Origin of the sequence: Pseudidiomarina aquimaris, assembly GCF_003987395.1 — a bacterium.
In the GTDB taxonomy this organism is placed as follows: Bacteria; Pseudomonadota; Gammaproteobacteria; order Enterobacterales; family Alteromonadaceae; genus Pseudidiomarina; species Pseudidiomarina aquimaris.
In genome coordinates this window covers 142870-156754 of the sequence record NZ_PIPT01000005.1, presented here as the reverse complement: position 1 = coordinate 156754, position 13885 = coordinate 142870, and the positions used below count along the sequence as shown (strand labels likewise).

Annotated in this window: 13 protein-coding genes and 4 tRNA genes; 1 reads left to right on the top strand and 16 read right to left on the bottom strand. The window is 52.4% G+C overall.

Annotated features, from left to right (window positions below):
• Positions 1 to 65 precede the first annotated feature (65 nt).
• From CWE21_RS07775 to CWE21_RS07755, 5 genes are all read right to left on the bottom strand, one after another.
• Positions 66 to 1160, bottom strand: coding sequence for a GGDEF domain-containing protein (locus CWE21_RS07775; protein WP_126833876.1), 1095 nt, complete (start codon positions 1158 to 1160; stop codon positions 66 to 68).
• A gap of 129 nt (positions 1161 to 1289) precedes the next feature.
• Positions 1290 to 1366: transfer RNA gene (locus tag CWE21_RS07770), tRNA-Pro, on the bottom strand.
• A 4-nt stretch (positions 1367 to 1370) separates the two neighbouring features.
• Positions 1371 to 1446: transfer RNA gene (locus CWE21_RS07765), tRNA-His, on the bottom strand.
• Positions 1447 to 1497: 51 nt separating this feature from the next.
• Positions 1498 to 1574 (bottom strand) — tRNA-Arg (locus tag CWE21_RS07760).
• A gap of 22 nt (positions 1575 to 1596) precedes the next feature.
• Positions 1597 to 1673, bottom strand: a tRNA-Pro gene (locus CWE21_RS07755).
• 241 nt (positions 1674 to 1914) lie between these two features.
• Here CWE21_RS07755 and folD point away from each other — a divergent pair.
• Positions 1915 to 2775, top strand: a complete 861-nt coding sequence (folD, locus tag CWE21_RS07750) for a bifunctional methylenetetrahydrofolate dehydrogenase/methenyltetrahydrofolate cyclohydrolase FolD (RefSeq protein ID WP_126833875.1) — start codon at positions 1915 to 1917, stop codon at positions 2773 to 2775.
• Positions 2776 to 2786: 11 nt separating this feature from the next.
• Here folD and CWE21_RS07745 read toward each other — a convergent pair whose 3' ends face one another.
• The 11 genes from CWE21_RS07745 to topA all read right to left on the bottom strand — a co-directional run bounded on the left by CWE21_RS07745 (position 2787) and on the right by topA (position 13724).
• Complete coding sequence (locus tag CWE21_RS07745) at positions 2787 to 3431, bottom strand: hypothetical protein (protein ID WP_126833874.1); 645 nt, start codon at positions 3429 to 3431, stop codon at positions 2787 to 2789.
• Between the two features lie 35 nt (positions 3432 to 3466).
• Complete coding sequence (locus CWE21_RS07740; RefSeq protein WP_126833873.1) at positions 3467 to 4189, bottom strand: prepilin-type N-terminal cleavage/methylation domain-containing protein; 723 nt, start codon at positions 4187 to 4189, stop codon at positions 3467 to 3469.
• Positions 4189 to 4434, bottom strand: coding sequence for a hypothetical protein (locus tag CWE21_RS07735; protein WP_126833872.1), 246 nt, complete (start codon positions 4432 to 4434; stop codon positions 4189 to 4191). The genes CWE21_RS07740 and CWE21_RS07735 overlap by 1 nt, the downstream gene beginning before the upstream one ends.
• Before the next feature lie 17 nt (positions 4435 to 4451).
• A complete protein-coding gene (locus CWE21_RS07730; RefSeq protein ID WP_126833871.1) occupies positions 4452 to 4907 on the bottom strand; it encodes a type IV pilin protein in 456 nt (151 codons plus the stop codon).
• 36 nt (positions 4908 to 4943) lie between these two features.
• On the bottom strand, positions 4944 to 6002 hold the full coding sequence (locus CWE21_RS07725; protein WP_126833870.1) for a type II secretion system F family protein: 1059 nt from the start codon (positions 6000 to 6002) through the stop codon (positions 4944 to 4946).
• Entirely contained in the window at positions 5969 to 7393 is a 1425-nt protein-coding gene (locus CWE21_RS07720; protein WP_157982742.1) for a GspE/PulE family protein, read from the bottom strand. The genes CWE21_RS07725 and CWE21_RS07720 overlap by 34 nt, the downstream gene beginning before the upstream one ends.
• A complete protein-coding gene (locus tag CWE21_RS07715; protein ID WP_126833868.1) occupies positions 7393 to 7830 on the bottom strand; it encodes a hypothetical protein in 438 nt (145 codons plus the stop codon). Before CWE21_RS07715 ends, CWE21_RS07720 begins: the two co-directional genes overlap by 1 nt.
• A complete protein-coding gene (locus CWE21_RS07710) occupies positions 7830 to 9035 on the bottom strand; it encodes a hypothetical protein (RefSeq protein ID WP_126833867.1) in 1206 nt (401 codons plus the stop codon). Before CWE21_RS07710 ends, CWE21_RS07715 begins: the two co-directional genes overlap by 1 nt.
• A complete protein-coding gene (locus CWE21_RS07705; RefSeq protein ID WP_126833866.1) occupies positions 9035 to 10531 on the bottom strand; it encodes a hypothetical protein in 1497 nt (498 codons plus the stop codon). Before CWE21_RS07705 ends, CWE21_RS07710 begins: the two co-directional genes overlap by 1 nt.
• Positions 10528 to 10983, bottom strand: coding sequence for a hypothetical protein (locus tag CWE21_RS07700; RefSeq protein ID WP_126833865.1), 456 nt, complete (start codon positions 10981 to 10983; stop codon positions 10528 to 10530). Before CWE21_RS07700 ends, CWE21_RS07705 begins: the two co-directional genes overlap by 4 nt.
• A 107-nt stretch (positions 10984 to 11090) precedes the next feature.
• A complete protein-coding gene (gene topA, locus CWE21_RS07695) occupies positions 11091 to 13724 on the bottom strand; it encodes a type I DNA topoisomerase (protein ID WP_126833864.1) in 2634 nt (877 codons plus the stop codon).
• Between the last annotated feature and the right edge of the window lie 161 nt (positions 13725 to 13885).

Below are 13885 nucleotides of genomic sequence, written 5' to 3'. Positions count from 1 at the left end.
GCATTATAGCGAAGGGATGCGATGGAGTCGAGTAGTGGAGGTTATCTTTTTGTAGAAGATAGCGCTTAGCTGGCAATTTCGAAGCGATTCCGACCCTTGTGCTTGGCTCGGTAGACGGCATTATCGACTTTTCGCAATACCTCGTCAGAGGTTGTCGCGGAGCTTGGTATAAAGGTATAGAGCCCGATACTAACCGTTAACTGGGCGGCTCCTTCGCAGGTACTAATACCCTCGAGAAGACTCGCTGCACGTTGTTGGGCTTCTTCTGTAGTCAATAACGGACAAATGGCTAAAAACTCATCTCCGCCAAACCTACCAATGGTTTCGCCGCTACGTTGGAGGGTATGCTTTAATTCCTGCGCAACACAACGTAACGCTGCATCGCCTACCACGTGACCATGCTGGTCGTTTAACTGCTTGAAATGATCGATATCGATCATCATGATAGTGAGCTCTTGCTGTTTACGTTGCAAGCGGCTGATTTCACTACTTAAGGCAGCATCCAAGCCGCGGCGGTTTTTTAATTCGGTGAGTCCGTCCTCATGGGCTAACTGTGCCAGACGCGCGTTAGCTGCGCGCAATTCGGCTTCCATTTGTTGCAGCCGTGCCTCAGTTCGATGGCGGGCGACGGTATTGGTGATCATATCTGCCACAAGACGCATTTGGCGCACGTCTTCATCACCCCATTCACAGCTGCGATGCACGAGATCACAACCGACAAAACCGATCAAACGCCCCTCGAGGTACATGCCGACGGCCATCATTGATTGAATATTTTCACGGAGTAATTCAGTTTTAAAGCCGCCCGCTTTATCGGGCAACTGTGCGGTGTCATTTACCAAGATCAGCCCTTCAGCTTTCATCTCTTGGAAAAACCACGGCATTGCGTCGGCAGGAACTTGCTGCAGATCTTGTTTGTGCGCAGTGATGCCTTGATTCACCCACTCGTGGGTGTTGGACATTTCTTGGTAGTCATCAGAGAAGAGAAAGACATAGCAACGGTCTTTGCGATCATTACTGCCCAAAGCAGCCAATGCATGTTCAATATGTTTAGCTGATTCGGTTGGCGTCGCGTTGATCAAACTCGTGCTGATGTGCGAGATCAGATAAGCAAACTGTACCGTCGAATGTGTTGTTGTTGTTTTTACTTCGGTCGTCATGCGTCGTGAGACTCGCCATATTTATTAACGAAACGTTAGCAATATGCGCTAGATTTAGTTGGATTTCAACTCGCATGAACGATTCACCTGTCAAGGTGAGACGATTGAACTTATTAGAGAGGGAGAGAATGGTCGGCGAGACTGGATTCGAACCAGCGACCCCTTGGACCCAAACCAAGTGCGCTACCAAGCTGCGCTACTCGCCGTAAATGGGGTGGCTGATGGGACTTGAACCCACGACAACCGGAATCACAATCCGGGGCTCTACCAACTGAGCTACAGCCACCACTACTTACTTTGACTTACTTCAACGTGCTTTGTCATGCCAGGGCTTTAATGGCGCACCCGGCAGGATTCGAACCTGCGACCGACGGCTTAGAAGGCCGTTGCTCTATCCAGCTGAGCTACGGGCGCATGGTACTCTGTTCTCTTAGAATGGTCGGCGAGACTGGATTCGAACCAGCGACCCCTTGGACCCAAACCAAGTGCGCTACCAAGCTGCGCTACTCGCCGACATCTAAGTAAACCCGTGCAGGACGCGGCCTGACAACGGGGGCGAATAATACCCACTCGGCTGGGCAGCGTCAAACATTTTTTTGCCCAAATTCACCGACTGCTGCTTTTTAAATCAATTCGATGCTTAATTATACGTGCCTCCATGAATTATCCCTAATCTTAACTACAATCAGCACGCGAAACATGCAAAAATATACCACCAAATTGGCCATCACATATTCATTATTTGGGGATTTCAATGACTGCGCAACTTATCGACGGCAAACGTGTCGCCCAACAGGTTCGTGAACAAGTAAAACAACGTGTCGCTGAACGCGTTCAACAAGGGCTACGCGCACCAGGACTCGCAGTCATTCTGGTCGGCGAGGACCCCGCTTCTGAAGTTTATGTGAATAGTAAGCGACGCGCCTGCGATGAAGTGGGCTTTACCTCGCGTTCTTATGACCTGCCCGCCACAACCACGCAACAAGAGCTCCTCGATCTGATTGATGAGTTAAACAACGATGACCAAGTCGACGGCATTCTCGTACAGTTGCCACTGCCCGCTGGCCTCGATGCCCAAGAGTTACTTGAACGCATCAACCCATTCAAAGATGTCGATGGTTTTCATCCTTTTAATATGGGACGGCTCGCCCAACGCAATCCAGCCTTACGCCCATGTACACCACGTGGTGTAATTACCCTTATCGATTCAATCGGCGTCGACCTGCATGGCTTGAATGCGGTGGTCGTGGGCGCCTCCAATATTGTTGGCCGCCCGATGAGCCTTGAGCTGCTGCTCGGCGGCGCAACCACAACCGTATGCCATCGCTTTACCAAGGATTTGCAACAGCACGTAGAGCGCGCAGATGTCTTGGTTGTCGCGGTGGGTAAGCCTAATTTTATTCCAGGCGCTTGGGTCAAACCTGGGGCCATCGTGATCGATGTGGGTATTAATCGCGGCAATGACGGCAAATTGCTCGGCGATATCGAGTTCGAGCCGGCTGCAGCGCGCGCCAGTTATATTACACCGGTACCCGGTGGCGTCGGGCCAATGACAGTTGCGACCTTAATGCAAAACACTCTACAGGCATGTGATACTTGGCATTCACCTAGTTAAGCGACGCTTACCTAAGGTGATCGATAACCACTTAGCAGCGGTTGGGTAACCCGATGTTCTAACGCCCACATGGGTTGCCCTGTCAGCATCTGGCGTGACTGGCAAAATTGCTGCGCCGCTGAAGCCCGAAAATTTTTCAACGTCACCAGCACTGCCGCGGCAAGCGGTATACGCAACGGCATACACCACCAAATTTCAATTTCAAGCATACGATCCGCTTGCCACTGCTCCGGATCACTTGCCGCAGCTAAACGCAAGCTAGCATGATCAATAGCCAGTTCCTGTACCTGCTGCTGCGCGACCAAATCATAACGGTGTTCCGCCTGCTCGCGAAAAACGGCCGCCGTAGGTCGGTGTAATTGCAGTTTCCCTGCCCATTGAAAATGCGCCCACTGCCCTGCCGTTGCCGCCAATTGCGTTTGCCAGCGCTCAGCGGTTGCGGGAGGTAACTGCGCGAACCATTGCGGCACTAAACTCGCCATACCCGCGACAAAGGTTCTCTCCATAGCCGTCCGCGAGCCATGATTCACTGCGCCAGCCCGAGCACTGTAATTAGTTGCTGTTTGCACTGTCGCATGGGCGAAGGCGATCCAAACCAGTTGCAGCAGCAAAAGTACCGTCAGCAACAAGACCGGCATTACGATTAAGCTTTCCACCAGCGCTTGTCCATCGTGCCGAGAAGCCGCCCTGATCACTGGCAACCTCCGTTACTCCGACATTGATTCCATTGCAGCTGTAATTGCGCAACTCGATTGGCCAGCGCAACCACATCATGGCCCCCTAAACTCGCCTGTTCGGCAACCAAGTCATCGACCGCAAGTGTCGTTGCCCGCATCGTACTAAAGGTCGCTGTGTCCACGACTGCACGCGTGGCAACCACGGTTTGTGCGTCCAACCCATCGACGTTGCGTACCGCATGGCCGCGCATATCTAAATTCGCCTCCATTTGGTTGTATTGCGGCGCACTGGTATCAGCGACACGATGCAAATAACGCTGATAAAGCGCCAGCTGAATGGGTTCAAAAACATGTAAGGCAAGCGCATCATCGGCGTTCACATGGGCGCCTGGAACTTGCTCACTGGTTCTTTGCGCGAGGGCAAGATCAGTTGCGGGAAGGGTCAAGCGCAACCTATTTTCTTGCTGAGATAGCTGCCACTGCCCCGCCCACGGCTGCCACACTTCAGCAATATAGCCCTTAGTAACCAGCTCACTCAGGGCGGTGGGGGGTCTGCGTTCATGCAACCAAAAGAACTCGATGGCGCTTAGCATTTGCTGGGCAGCCGGTAAGTTAGTGCCAACGTGAGCGCTGCGCGCTTGCTGCGTAACCCAGCGTTGACTGAATAACAACAGCGCCGACAGTAGACTCAATGCAATCACCAATTCCAGCAGTATAAATCCTCGGCGTTTGGCCATTAGTAGCCCTCCTGCAGGTCAAATAACAAAGTGTGCCCGGCAACGAACGTATCGATTTCACGTTGCAGGGCGGCGAGACGAAGTTCGCGACGCCACTCTGCTTGCTGTTCCACCAGACTTTTTTGCTGCTGTAGAAGCGCGATAACGAATACGGCAAAACACCCCAGCAGTGTCAAAGCGATAACCCACTCCCAGAGGAGAAAGCCTCGACAACGTTGATGACTGCTCAACACTCCATGATGCATCGTTACCGCTCCTCCGCTTAACCTTGAAAACGCAGCGTCAAGGTACCCGCGCTGTAGCTGCTATCAACCGTGTACTCGGTAAAGTCCCGAGCTAAGCGCGCACCCTCGCCGTCTTGCCCAATCCCAGATAGCGTCACCACATAGCGGCTAGGATCCGCGCTGTCCGCCTCAACATTAATGCTGCCGCCCCAAGGATTGATACTTGTCCCATCGCCCCAGACTTCTGGCACTGCAGCGATTTGTGACATTGAGGCCAAGCTAATCCCAGTAAAATCGCCGTTTCGTGGACGCCACAGTTGTGCGCCTGCTTGGACCGTGACAATTTGATTTTTGGCATCACTGACGCGCGAATTGCCGACTGCCCAATCCCGTACTGCAAGGGTGCCAATCGTTGCCAAGGCAATAATCGCTAACACCGTCAATACTTCAATGAAGGTAAAACCCTTTACTTGGCGTGGTAGTTGGTTTTGCATAATTCACTCTCCTTGTTGAATCAATTCCATAAAAAACTAACGAACGTGTTGTTGGGTTACTGCCATGAGCATCGCTCCCATGCCTCCTACCGTGATAAGGAGGAGCCATAAGATGAGCCCATAGCAGCACAGTTGCATGGTCACTCGTAAACGCTGCAAAGCGGCTGCGGCATCCGCAGCGGCGTAATTTGCTACACGTTGCAAGGTTCCATGTTCGGTTGCGTTTCGACTGCCATTACTGAGTCGAAACAGCATGCGTGGTGACAGCAAGCCACAGTCAAGTATTGAAGCCAATAAGCGCTCGCCATGAGCGAGCTTCTGACGAATGGGCGGAAGAATTGGAGCAAGTGCACCACTGCCAAATTCTTGCATTGCTTGGAGGGCTTTATCGAGGCGCACCCCGGCACGGAGGAGAACGGTTAAGGTCTGCAATAACAACACCCCGTCAAAATAACGACGAATGACGAAGGCACCACGTGCAGCAAGCCAACGCCAGCCAGCAAAACGTAAGTCAATGAGTGGGTAAGGCCCCCAGAACCACAACACTACTAAGCTCAGTGTCACACCAATGGCAATGAGCCAAGGCCCTTGCGCCACACTCATCAAATGTTGACTAAACAGCGGCCAGCTAATCTCCGGCAAACCTGCTGCGAGTTTTGGTAGCACTTGGGAACCGACCGCATAGCAGGCCAGCATACTCACGAACAGCATAATCAGGGGATAAATAAGCGGACGCCAAAAAGCCTGCAACGCCGCACTGCGTTGTTGCTCAAACTGGCGTTGCGCCGCAATCAGTTGATCCAACAAACCGCTGCGCTCGCCAACACTGACCAGCATACAAAGATCTTGCGCAAACCAGCTCCGCATCGCCGTGGCCATCGGCTGACCACGATACACCGCACTCTGCAAGTCAGCGACCACTTGCTGCTCGCGTACCATGCCCTGCTGTACTGCGTGTTGATGCAGTTCACGACATGCCTGCGCTACGCTCAAGCCGTCTCCTAAAGCGAGGGCAATATCCTCAAGCAGCGCTAGCTGTTGCGGCCGCCGCAGTGGCTGTTTCATGCGGTAGTTAAATGATCTGAGGTTTGGCATTCCGTTGCCCCTTGCAATTGTTCGTCTAATGTCTTCCAGCCGCCACCCATGAGTTCTGCTCGGTACTCATCCATACGGTTACTGCGCAGGGCTTGCCGTAAGCTCGCGTCAACATCGAGATACTCGCCGACAAATTTACGTTTGCCGACCTTGGTTCCGCGGCAGTGAGGACACGGCGTATCATGTGAGCGCACGTCGTCACGGCAATAGCTACAATCTTGTTTTACGAGCCGTTGTGCTAAGACGCCGCGAACCACCCCTGGCTGCGCCAGCATGTCATTACTTAGGCCGAGGTCATTCAGGCGCTGTAGCACCCCAAAGCAATCGTGGGCGTGCACGGTAGCAGTAACGAGATGCCCTGTCAGAGCTGCCGTGTAGGCAGCTTGGGCTGTTTTACTATCACGGATCTCACTAATTGAAATAACATCAGGGTCTTCACGCAAAGCGACTTTCACCATATTGGCGAAATTCAACTCTGGATGTTCAGCAATCACCGGCTTTTGCTCGATGTGAGGCTGAATAATTTCAATCGGATCTTCCAGTGAAATGATTTTGTGGTCCGGCGGAATGAGTAGGTTCAGCGCCGCTAACGTGGTGGTTTTACCTTGCCCCGTTGGACCAGCGATAAGCAACATTCCTCGCGGTTGCTCCAAGAGTAAATGTAATTGCGCGATAAGCGTCGCGGCGACACCCAGATCTTGCAAACGCAGAATTTGTTGTCGCTCTAGTTGCACCCGCATGGTTACCGCGAAGCCGTTACGTGTTGGCGATTTCTGTACGCGCAAACGAATGCGTTGCGGTTCGTTATCGAGCATCACCACGACATTGATACTGGCGCTAGACAAGCGCTGCTCATCGAACAGTTCGTGAAAGTCATCGGAACTCGTATTGAGGGCGGCGGCAATCGCCGCCACCAAGATTTCACGCGGGCGCTCGATATGTCCGACTAAGCGGCCATGGACTCGAAACGCTAAATTTGCCTGCCGATGATCAAATACTAAATGAATATCAGATGCCTGGAGCAGCAATGCTTGTGTCACTAAGTCTTCCAACGCTTGCTGCGCTCGCGTCCGATCGAAAGCTTGCTCATGTTGCTGCTGCGTGCGTTGGGTAAGCAGCGCTTCTGCGTCGTGGAGGAAACTGCGAATATCGCGCGCATCGCCGAGCAACTGCTGGCGAAATAGGTTCCGCGCTTGCAACTCTTCCTGCATCCGCAGTAGGGCCATCGAGTTCGTACGCCAGGAATCAGGGCTGGCAATGAGATAGCCCTCGCTCGTCACCACCACCGCGGTGCCGGCATCGGTGGCATGCTCCGTCAACGCACTACACTCCTGTAAATAGTTCTCGTCAATGGTGGCAGCTTGCCACTCAGCCGTTGTAATGTAGCGCATCACCATTTCTCCGTGACCGCCAGTTCACGCCGCCACTGTCCTTGCTGCAGGGCTAGCTCTGCGCCATTACGAATCAACGTTAGTCCGTTAGGTCCTGGCGCATCGAGCCCCAAGAAAAAAGCCTGGTTCTCAGCTTGTAGCCAAACCCTAACTTTACTGGCGATGCCAATCACCCCAAGCACTTGTAGCTTACTCAGTGGATTCTCTGTCACGACTTTTTGGGCTTGCGTGTGCGGATTCACTTCGGCAATTTTCGCCTCCAATTGCGCTACTTGTAGCTGGTGTTGTAGCTTGCGAACTTCCGCTGCCGCGGTAAGTTCGGCTAACTCCTCAATACGCAAAGCACTTACACTGGCAAGTTGTTGCTCAAGCTCAGGTACTGCTACGGTATCTGCGACTGGCGTTGAAAGTAAGAATAAGGTCAGTGGGTAAACCATTATGATGCTCCTTCCGTGGAAATCGGGCGAGGTTCGTACAGATGCACCTCTAATTCTGAACGCAGGCTTCGCCCCGCTTGCAAATTCATTTTCACAATCCGTAAATGCGGATGTGAGAGTAAATGGGTCAACCGCGCCAGCTCGGTGAACTTGGTATCCAGCAAGTTCAGCGTGAATACTTGTTGCTGATAAAAAGTTGATTCACGCGATCGCTCTTGGCGCACGGTTAAGTTAGGAAACAACCGTTCGAGTTGCCGCTGCCAACTGCCAACCTCTAAAGCGTTGATGGTAAAACCACCTTGCTGGCGCGCGTAGGGTTCGGTCGGCCACTGATATCTAGCTGCAGCCTGCTGTCGCTGTGGCAGAAGCTGCCATGCGGGGTCTAACTGCAGCGCCAACTCCTCAGGACGACCGTAAGTCGCTTTCAGCACCACCTCCAATTGTTGTCCTTGCAAACTGGCCGAACGCCACTCCCAACCCGCTAGGTGTTGCATGCCGGCAAATAATTTCGGTAGTTGCTGTAGCACCTCTGGGGCTACCCCGCGCGGATCTGGTAGCGCTTGTTGCACCTGCGCTGTCACCTGCTCCGCTTGCTCTGACTGTGGCCACCAGTACCATCCTGCGAGCGCCATGACGAGCAATACGGAGAACACCAAGGCGAATAGTCGTTGCCGTTGTTGCCAAGGCGTTGGCAGGGCCATATCTCTTAGTTTTGCGCGCTTATCTACCGTGAGCTCGGCGATTTCAACTGCCGTGGTGCGTTGTTGCCACTGCGCCAGGTGCTCATCACAATAATCACGCATCTCTGCTGGCACCGAGCCGGCGATAAGGAGCGCTGAATGGCGGCGTGATTTACGCGTAAGTCGCCCGAGCAAAAGCTTAAGGTGTGCGAACCCGTCAGCATCCGTCTCGCAGGCGAGACAATGCTGCAGTACATCGTTGCGCCAGACAATAACGACCACTTGCTCACGCCAATATGCCAAATAGATACCCTGTTGCACCTTCGGGTAGCTTCTTCGAACTGTTGAAGCGAGATCATAGGCCTGCACAGCATCGCGACTGCAAACTAGCCAATAGTGGCGGCCGATGCGACTAATGTTGTAACTGCGCATGCCGCGCGCGCGGGCGGTTTCAAGTGCTTTAGTGACCGCGCTTGCAGAACGCTCTTGTAAGCGCCAACCATTGATAACCCAGGCGCGGTTCATCAGTGAAGCTCCCGACTGATAATGGTCGGCGTTAACAACACAAGCGTCTCGCTATGTTGTTGTTGCGCAGTTTGTTGTCCGCCCAACAGAAGGCTTAACCAGCTCTGTTGCTGTTGTTGTTGCGAACGCTCATTGCGCAAGCCAGACAGCAGTAATGTTTGCCCATCGGCGACTGCCGCCTGCATAAAGAACTGCTTGCGATTAGTGTGTGGTGTTTGAATTAATTGTTCGCCAGAGCGCACTTCATCGATGCGTTGTAGATCTGAAAGCTCTGTTGAAAGCTGCAGAATAACCTCACCATCGCGAATACTTGGCAATAAATACAGCTCAAATCCGGTCGTCACAACCCCAGGTTGTAAGGTCGTGGTGGCGCCGACATTAACAGTGCTCGTGGTGCCGGCAGAGGCTAGGTAGGTGGCATTATCCTGCAGTGCAATTTTAGCAATTTGATTATTCAAACTGACCACTCTTGGCTGGTTATTGATACGTACCAAACCTTGTTGCTCGAGCGCTTGAATAAATACCTCAGAGCCTGCCATTCGACCGCTTTGCCGTTGCCAAAAAACTTGGCTAGCGATTGCTTCTGTAACCTCTCCTAGCCCGCCGCTACCGAGCCCAAGAACTGCATTACCTCCGGCGCTGGTACGCAACGCTTGCCAGTCAATTCCTAGTTGCTGCTCATCGGTGAAGTTAACTTCAATTATCTGCACTTCAATGGCTACTTGTCGGGTGAGCCGCTCATTTTGTTGTTCTAAATAGTCCGCTATGGCACGCACATGATAGGGGGTATCACGCACCGCAACAGAAGTGGAGCTCTGATTCAGACTCACCACCCCCTGTTCGGACAACAGCAACTGCAAAGTACGCTGTAAGTCGTCCCATACGCTTAAGCGTTCGTTACGGAAGTTGCTGTATTGTTCGCTGCTTCGCTGTGGACTTGCCGGTGTGCTTTGTTGACCTCCTAACTGGCGTTGTTGGGTCGCTTCCTTGTTCCCCATGAAGTACTCGCTCGCACCGGCAATAAATGCCACATCAAACTCAGCAGTTTGCCAACGGCTCCAACGCAGGTGCCGCTCATCGTAGTCGACATGCCAATTTAACTTGGTCGCTAAGGCTTTTATAAAGTCGCCCCGATAGCCTTGAAATAGCAACGCAACGGGTTGTTCAGCGAGCTCTGGCGCGGCAAATGAAAACTGTACTTGACCGTCGGGAAAAACTGAACGCAAGAGTTTCTCAAGCGGCATTCCACTGGCATTGACATTGACCACTTCGCTATACCATTGCGGTTCCTGATGGAGTTTTTGTTCAAGCGAGGGAACAAAGAACCTTTCATCGTATTGGACTGTCTCTACCGCATCCGCCGTTGGGCGACTGAGCTTTGCTAGCTCGGCTAAGGCTCGCTGCTTGGCGTTTTCAAGCGGCCGCTCGCTCGGCATTTGGCAGGCACTCAACGACAGCAAGGTGAAGCCCAGTGGCGCATAAAACCAACGTTTCATGGTTGCACCTCAGCACTTGCTGCGACCACCGCCGTGCGGTTGGCATAGAGAGTCAGTTGCAATTGGTACGGCCGTAAAATTTTCGTGAGTGCTTGTTGCCAATTCGCGGCGCTAAATTCAAAGCTTGTCGACCAGCGATAATGGGGTGAAGCACGCCAATCAATATGCTCAACGGCAAAGCCCTGCTTGATGAGAGCTTCAACTTGTGGCTTGAGTAACCCTGGCTGGAGATGTGCAATGACCGTGGTTTCATTCAGTGCTGAAACTTCAGATGACGTGACATCGGAGTGGACCGCTTGCGGAGCTGCGGCATAGTTAAAACTTGGACAAGTCGTTGCGGTGCTGGCAGCAGCCTCTTGGCTGTGACCGGTTGCGCTCCACAGCGCCATGCTCAAAACGATAAGCGGTAACGCTGTGCGGCAAAACTGAGAATAACGAACGCCCTGTTCCATAAAGTGACCTCCCTGTCAGATTGCACCGTTGATCCGTCACGGTGTCATCTAACTTTAGTCACTGCTCTTACCCGCCGCAAGCAGGTAAGAGCGGATTTGCACGCGGGCTATTTCTTACGCTTTTTGCTCTCTTTGACTTGCCATTTACCGTCACGGTAATAAGCCTGCCAGCCCGTTGGCTTGCCATTTTCTTCGGTGATGACATATTGCTCTTTTTGCTTACGGCTGTACCGCACAATCGCGTCATTGCCATCATCGTCTTGCGCTGGCGCTTCAGTCAAATAATGAAACTTTTGCGGAATACGATCTTTAAAGCGCTGCAACTCGGCCACTTTTACCGCACGTGTTTCTCGTGATTTCGGGAAGGTATTGGCCGACATGAACACGCCTGACGCACCGTCGCGCAACACAAAGTAGGCATCAGAGTTTTCACAAGGCAACTCTGGAAACGGCACTGGGTCTTCCTTCGGTGGTGCAGGCTGACCGTTTTTCAATAGCTTACGGGTGTTCTTACATTCATCATTCGTGCAGTCAAAATACTTGCCAAAGCGTCCAGTCTTGAGCTGCATATCACTGCCACAGCGATCGCACTCGAGTACGGGACCATCGTAACCTTTAATCCGAAACTCACCATATTCAACCAGCTGTCCAGGGCACGCTGGATTGTTACCACAAACGTGCAGCTTGCGTTCTTTGTCGATGAGATAGCTATCCATCGCGGTACCGCACTTCGGGCAACGCTTCTTCGCGCGCAACGCTTCGGTTTCGGCTTCATCGTCATCACTGACTTTCACCGCTTCTTCACCTGGCAGTAGGTTCAACGTTTGTGTGCAACGCTCTTTCGGTGGCAGCTCATAGCCTGAACAGCCGAGAAAAACGCCAGTCGAAGCCGTACGTATGCCCATCTTCCGGCCACACTTTGGACAGTCGATATCAGTAAGAACCATCTCATTGCCGCGCATACCGCCCTCATCAGGAGGTAACTCGGCTCGCTCTAGCTTCTTCGAGAACTCCTCATAGAACGCATCAAGGGTTGCTTTCCAGTCACGTTTGCCCTCGGCGATGTCATCCAACGCCTGTTCCATTTCCGCGGTGAAGTTGTAGTTCAATAGCCGCGAGAAATTCTCAACAAGGCGGTCATTCACAATTTCGCCCATTTTCTCGGCATAAAAGCGGCGATTCTCAACACGCACGTAGCCACGATCTTGAATCGTCGAAATAATCGAGGCATAGGTCGACGGACGACCAATTCCGCGTTTCTCTAACTCTTTCACCAAAGAGGCTTCACTAAAGCGCGCAGGTGGCTTGGTGAAGTGTTGCTGCGGGTCCAGTGCCTGTAGACTCAGCTCATCGCCCTTCTTCACGTCAGGCAAGGTCGCATCGTCCGCATTCTTGGAGCCAGCTGGTGGTTGCACTTTCGTCCAACCGGCAAAACGCATTACCCGGCCGCGAGCTTTAAGCTCGTAATCACCAGCACCCACGGTCAAGGTAGTGGAGTCATAACGCGCTGGGGTCATTTGACAGGCCACAAATTGGCGCCAAATCAACTCGTAAAGACGCTGCGCATCACGCTCCATGTCGCGCAATTGCTCAGACTTAACCGATACACTTGACGGTCGAATCGCCTCGTGCGCTTCTTGCGCATTTTGCTTGGCACCGTACACATTCGGCTTCTCCGGCAAATAGTCCTTGCCGTATTGTTTGCCGATGTAATCACGACAGGTCGCCACCGCCTCTTTGCTTAGATTGGTCGAGTCCGTACGCATATAGGTAATATGACCCGCTTCATATAATCGCTGCGCAAGCATCATCGTTTTCTTCACGCCAAAACCTAGACGCGTGCTCGCTGCTTGCTGTAAGGTCGAAGTGATAAAGGGTGCCGATGGACGGCTGCTGGTCGGTTTATCTTCGCGATTGATGACCTTATAAACAGCGTCTCTTAAAGCTGCTACGGCTTTGTCAGCAGCCTCTTTATCGCCCGCTTTAAAGGTCTTTCCAAGATACTTTGCAACTTGCATGCGCAAGTCGTGCTTTTGTGCAGTGCTGAGATCAGCATAGATGTCCCAGAACTCTTCCGGCACAAAGGCTTTGATTTCACGCTCACGCTCGACCACTAAGCGTACGGCAACTGACTGCACGCGCCCCGCAGACAGTCCGCGGGCAATTTTCTTCCACAACAACGGCGACACCATGAAGCCCACAACACGGTCAAGAAAACGACGCGTTTGCTGCGCGTTTACACGGTCTAGGTTCAGATGCGCAGGTTGTGAGAAAGCATCTTGGATCGCATTTTTGGTGATTTCGTTAAAGACAACGCGGCGGAAGCGCTCACTATCGCCGCCAATGAGCTCGCGTAAGTGCCAGGCAATCGCCTCCCCTTCGCGGTCCAAATCCGTTGCGAGATAAACAGCATCTGCCTTTTTGGCGAGCTTTTGTAATTCACTCACGACTTTTTCTTTACCCGGCAATACTTCGTAGTGGGCATCCCAACCATGCTCGGGATCGACCCCCATGCGCGCCACAAGTTTTTTAAACTCGCGTGCTTGCCGATACTTTTCTTTTTGCTCAGGCGTCATTTTGCGCACTTCGGCAGGCGACTTTTTCGCCACTTCTGCGGTGCTACGCGTAGGAAGGTCACGTACGTGGCCGACACTCGACTTCACTACGAAATCGTTGCCTAAATATTTATTTATGGTCTTAGCCTTGGCTGGCGACTCGACAATTACTAGCGATTTTGCCATGCGTCCTTCGTGTCCTAATAAGATGGGATCTTTTTTTAGATATATCGCTTCTGTTCACAGTAAACAACCATGCGAAGCAAATTTAATAAAAATTCGTTGATTACTTATAGCTATGCAAGCGCTCCTCGGATCACCTTGTAAGACGCGGACTTACGCCTATT

What these genes read in the sequence shown, in the direction of transcription:
- CWE21_RS07775 (WP_126833876.1), bottom strand. Translation starts at nt 1,160, where the DNA reads ATGACGACCGAAGTAAAAACAACAACAACACATTCGACGGTACAGTTT.
- folD (WP_126833875.1), top strand. Translation starts at nt 1,915, where the DNA reads ATGACTGCGCAACTTATCGACGGCAAACGTGTCGCCCAACAGGTTCGT.
- CWE21_RS07740 (WP_126833873.1), bottom strand. Translation starts at nt 4,189, where the DNA reads ATGGCCAAACGCCGAGGATTTATACTGCTGGAATTGGTGATTGCATTG.
- CWE21_RS07735 (WP_126833872.1), bottom strand. Translation starts at nt 4,434, where the DNA reads ATGCATCATGGAGTGTTGAGCAGTCATCAACGTTGTCGAGGCTTTCTC.
- CWE21_RS07730 (WP_126833871.1), bottom strand. Translation starts at nt 4,907, where the DNA reads ATGCAAAACCAACTACCACGCCAAGTAAAGGGTTTTACCTTCATTGAA.
- CWE21_RS07725 (WP_126833870.1), bottom strand. Translation starts at nt 6,002, where the DNA reads ATGCCAAACCTCAGATCATTTAACTACCGCATGAAACAGCCACTGCGG.
- CWE21_RS07720 (WP_157982742.1), bottom strand. Translation starts at nt 7,393, where the DNA reads ATGCGCTACATTACAACGGCTGAGTGGCAAGCTGCCACCATTGACGAG.
- CWE21_RS07715 (WP_126833868.1), bottom strand. Translation starts at nt 7,830, where the DNA reads ATGGTTTACCCACTGACCTTATTCTTACTTTCAACGCCAGTCGCAGAT.
- CWE21_RS07710 (WP_126833867.1), bottom strand. Translation starts at nt 9,035, where the DNA reads ATGAACCGCGCCTGGGTTATCAATGGTTGGCGCTTACAAGAGCGTTCT.
- CWE21_RS07705 (WP_126833866.1), bottom strand. Translation starts at nt 10,531, where the DNA reads ATGAAACGTTGGTTTTATGCGCCACTGGGCTTCACCTTGCTGTCGTTG.
- CWE21_RS07700 (WP_126833865.1), bottom strand. Translation starts at nt 10,983, where the DNA reads ATGGAACAGGGCGTTCGTTATTCTCAGTTTTGCCGCACAGCGTTACCG.
- topA (WP_126833864.1), bottom strand. Translation starts at nt 13,724, where the DNA reads ATGGCAAAATCGCTAGTAATTGTCGAGTCGCCAGCCAAGGCTAAGACC.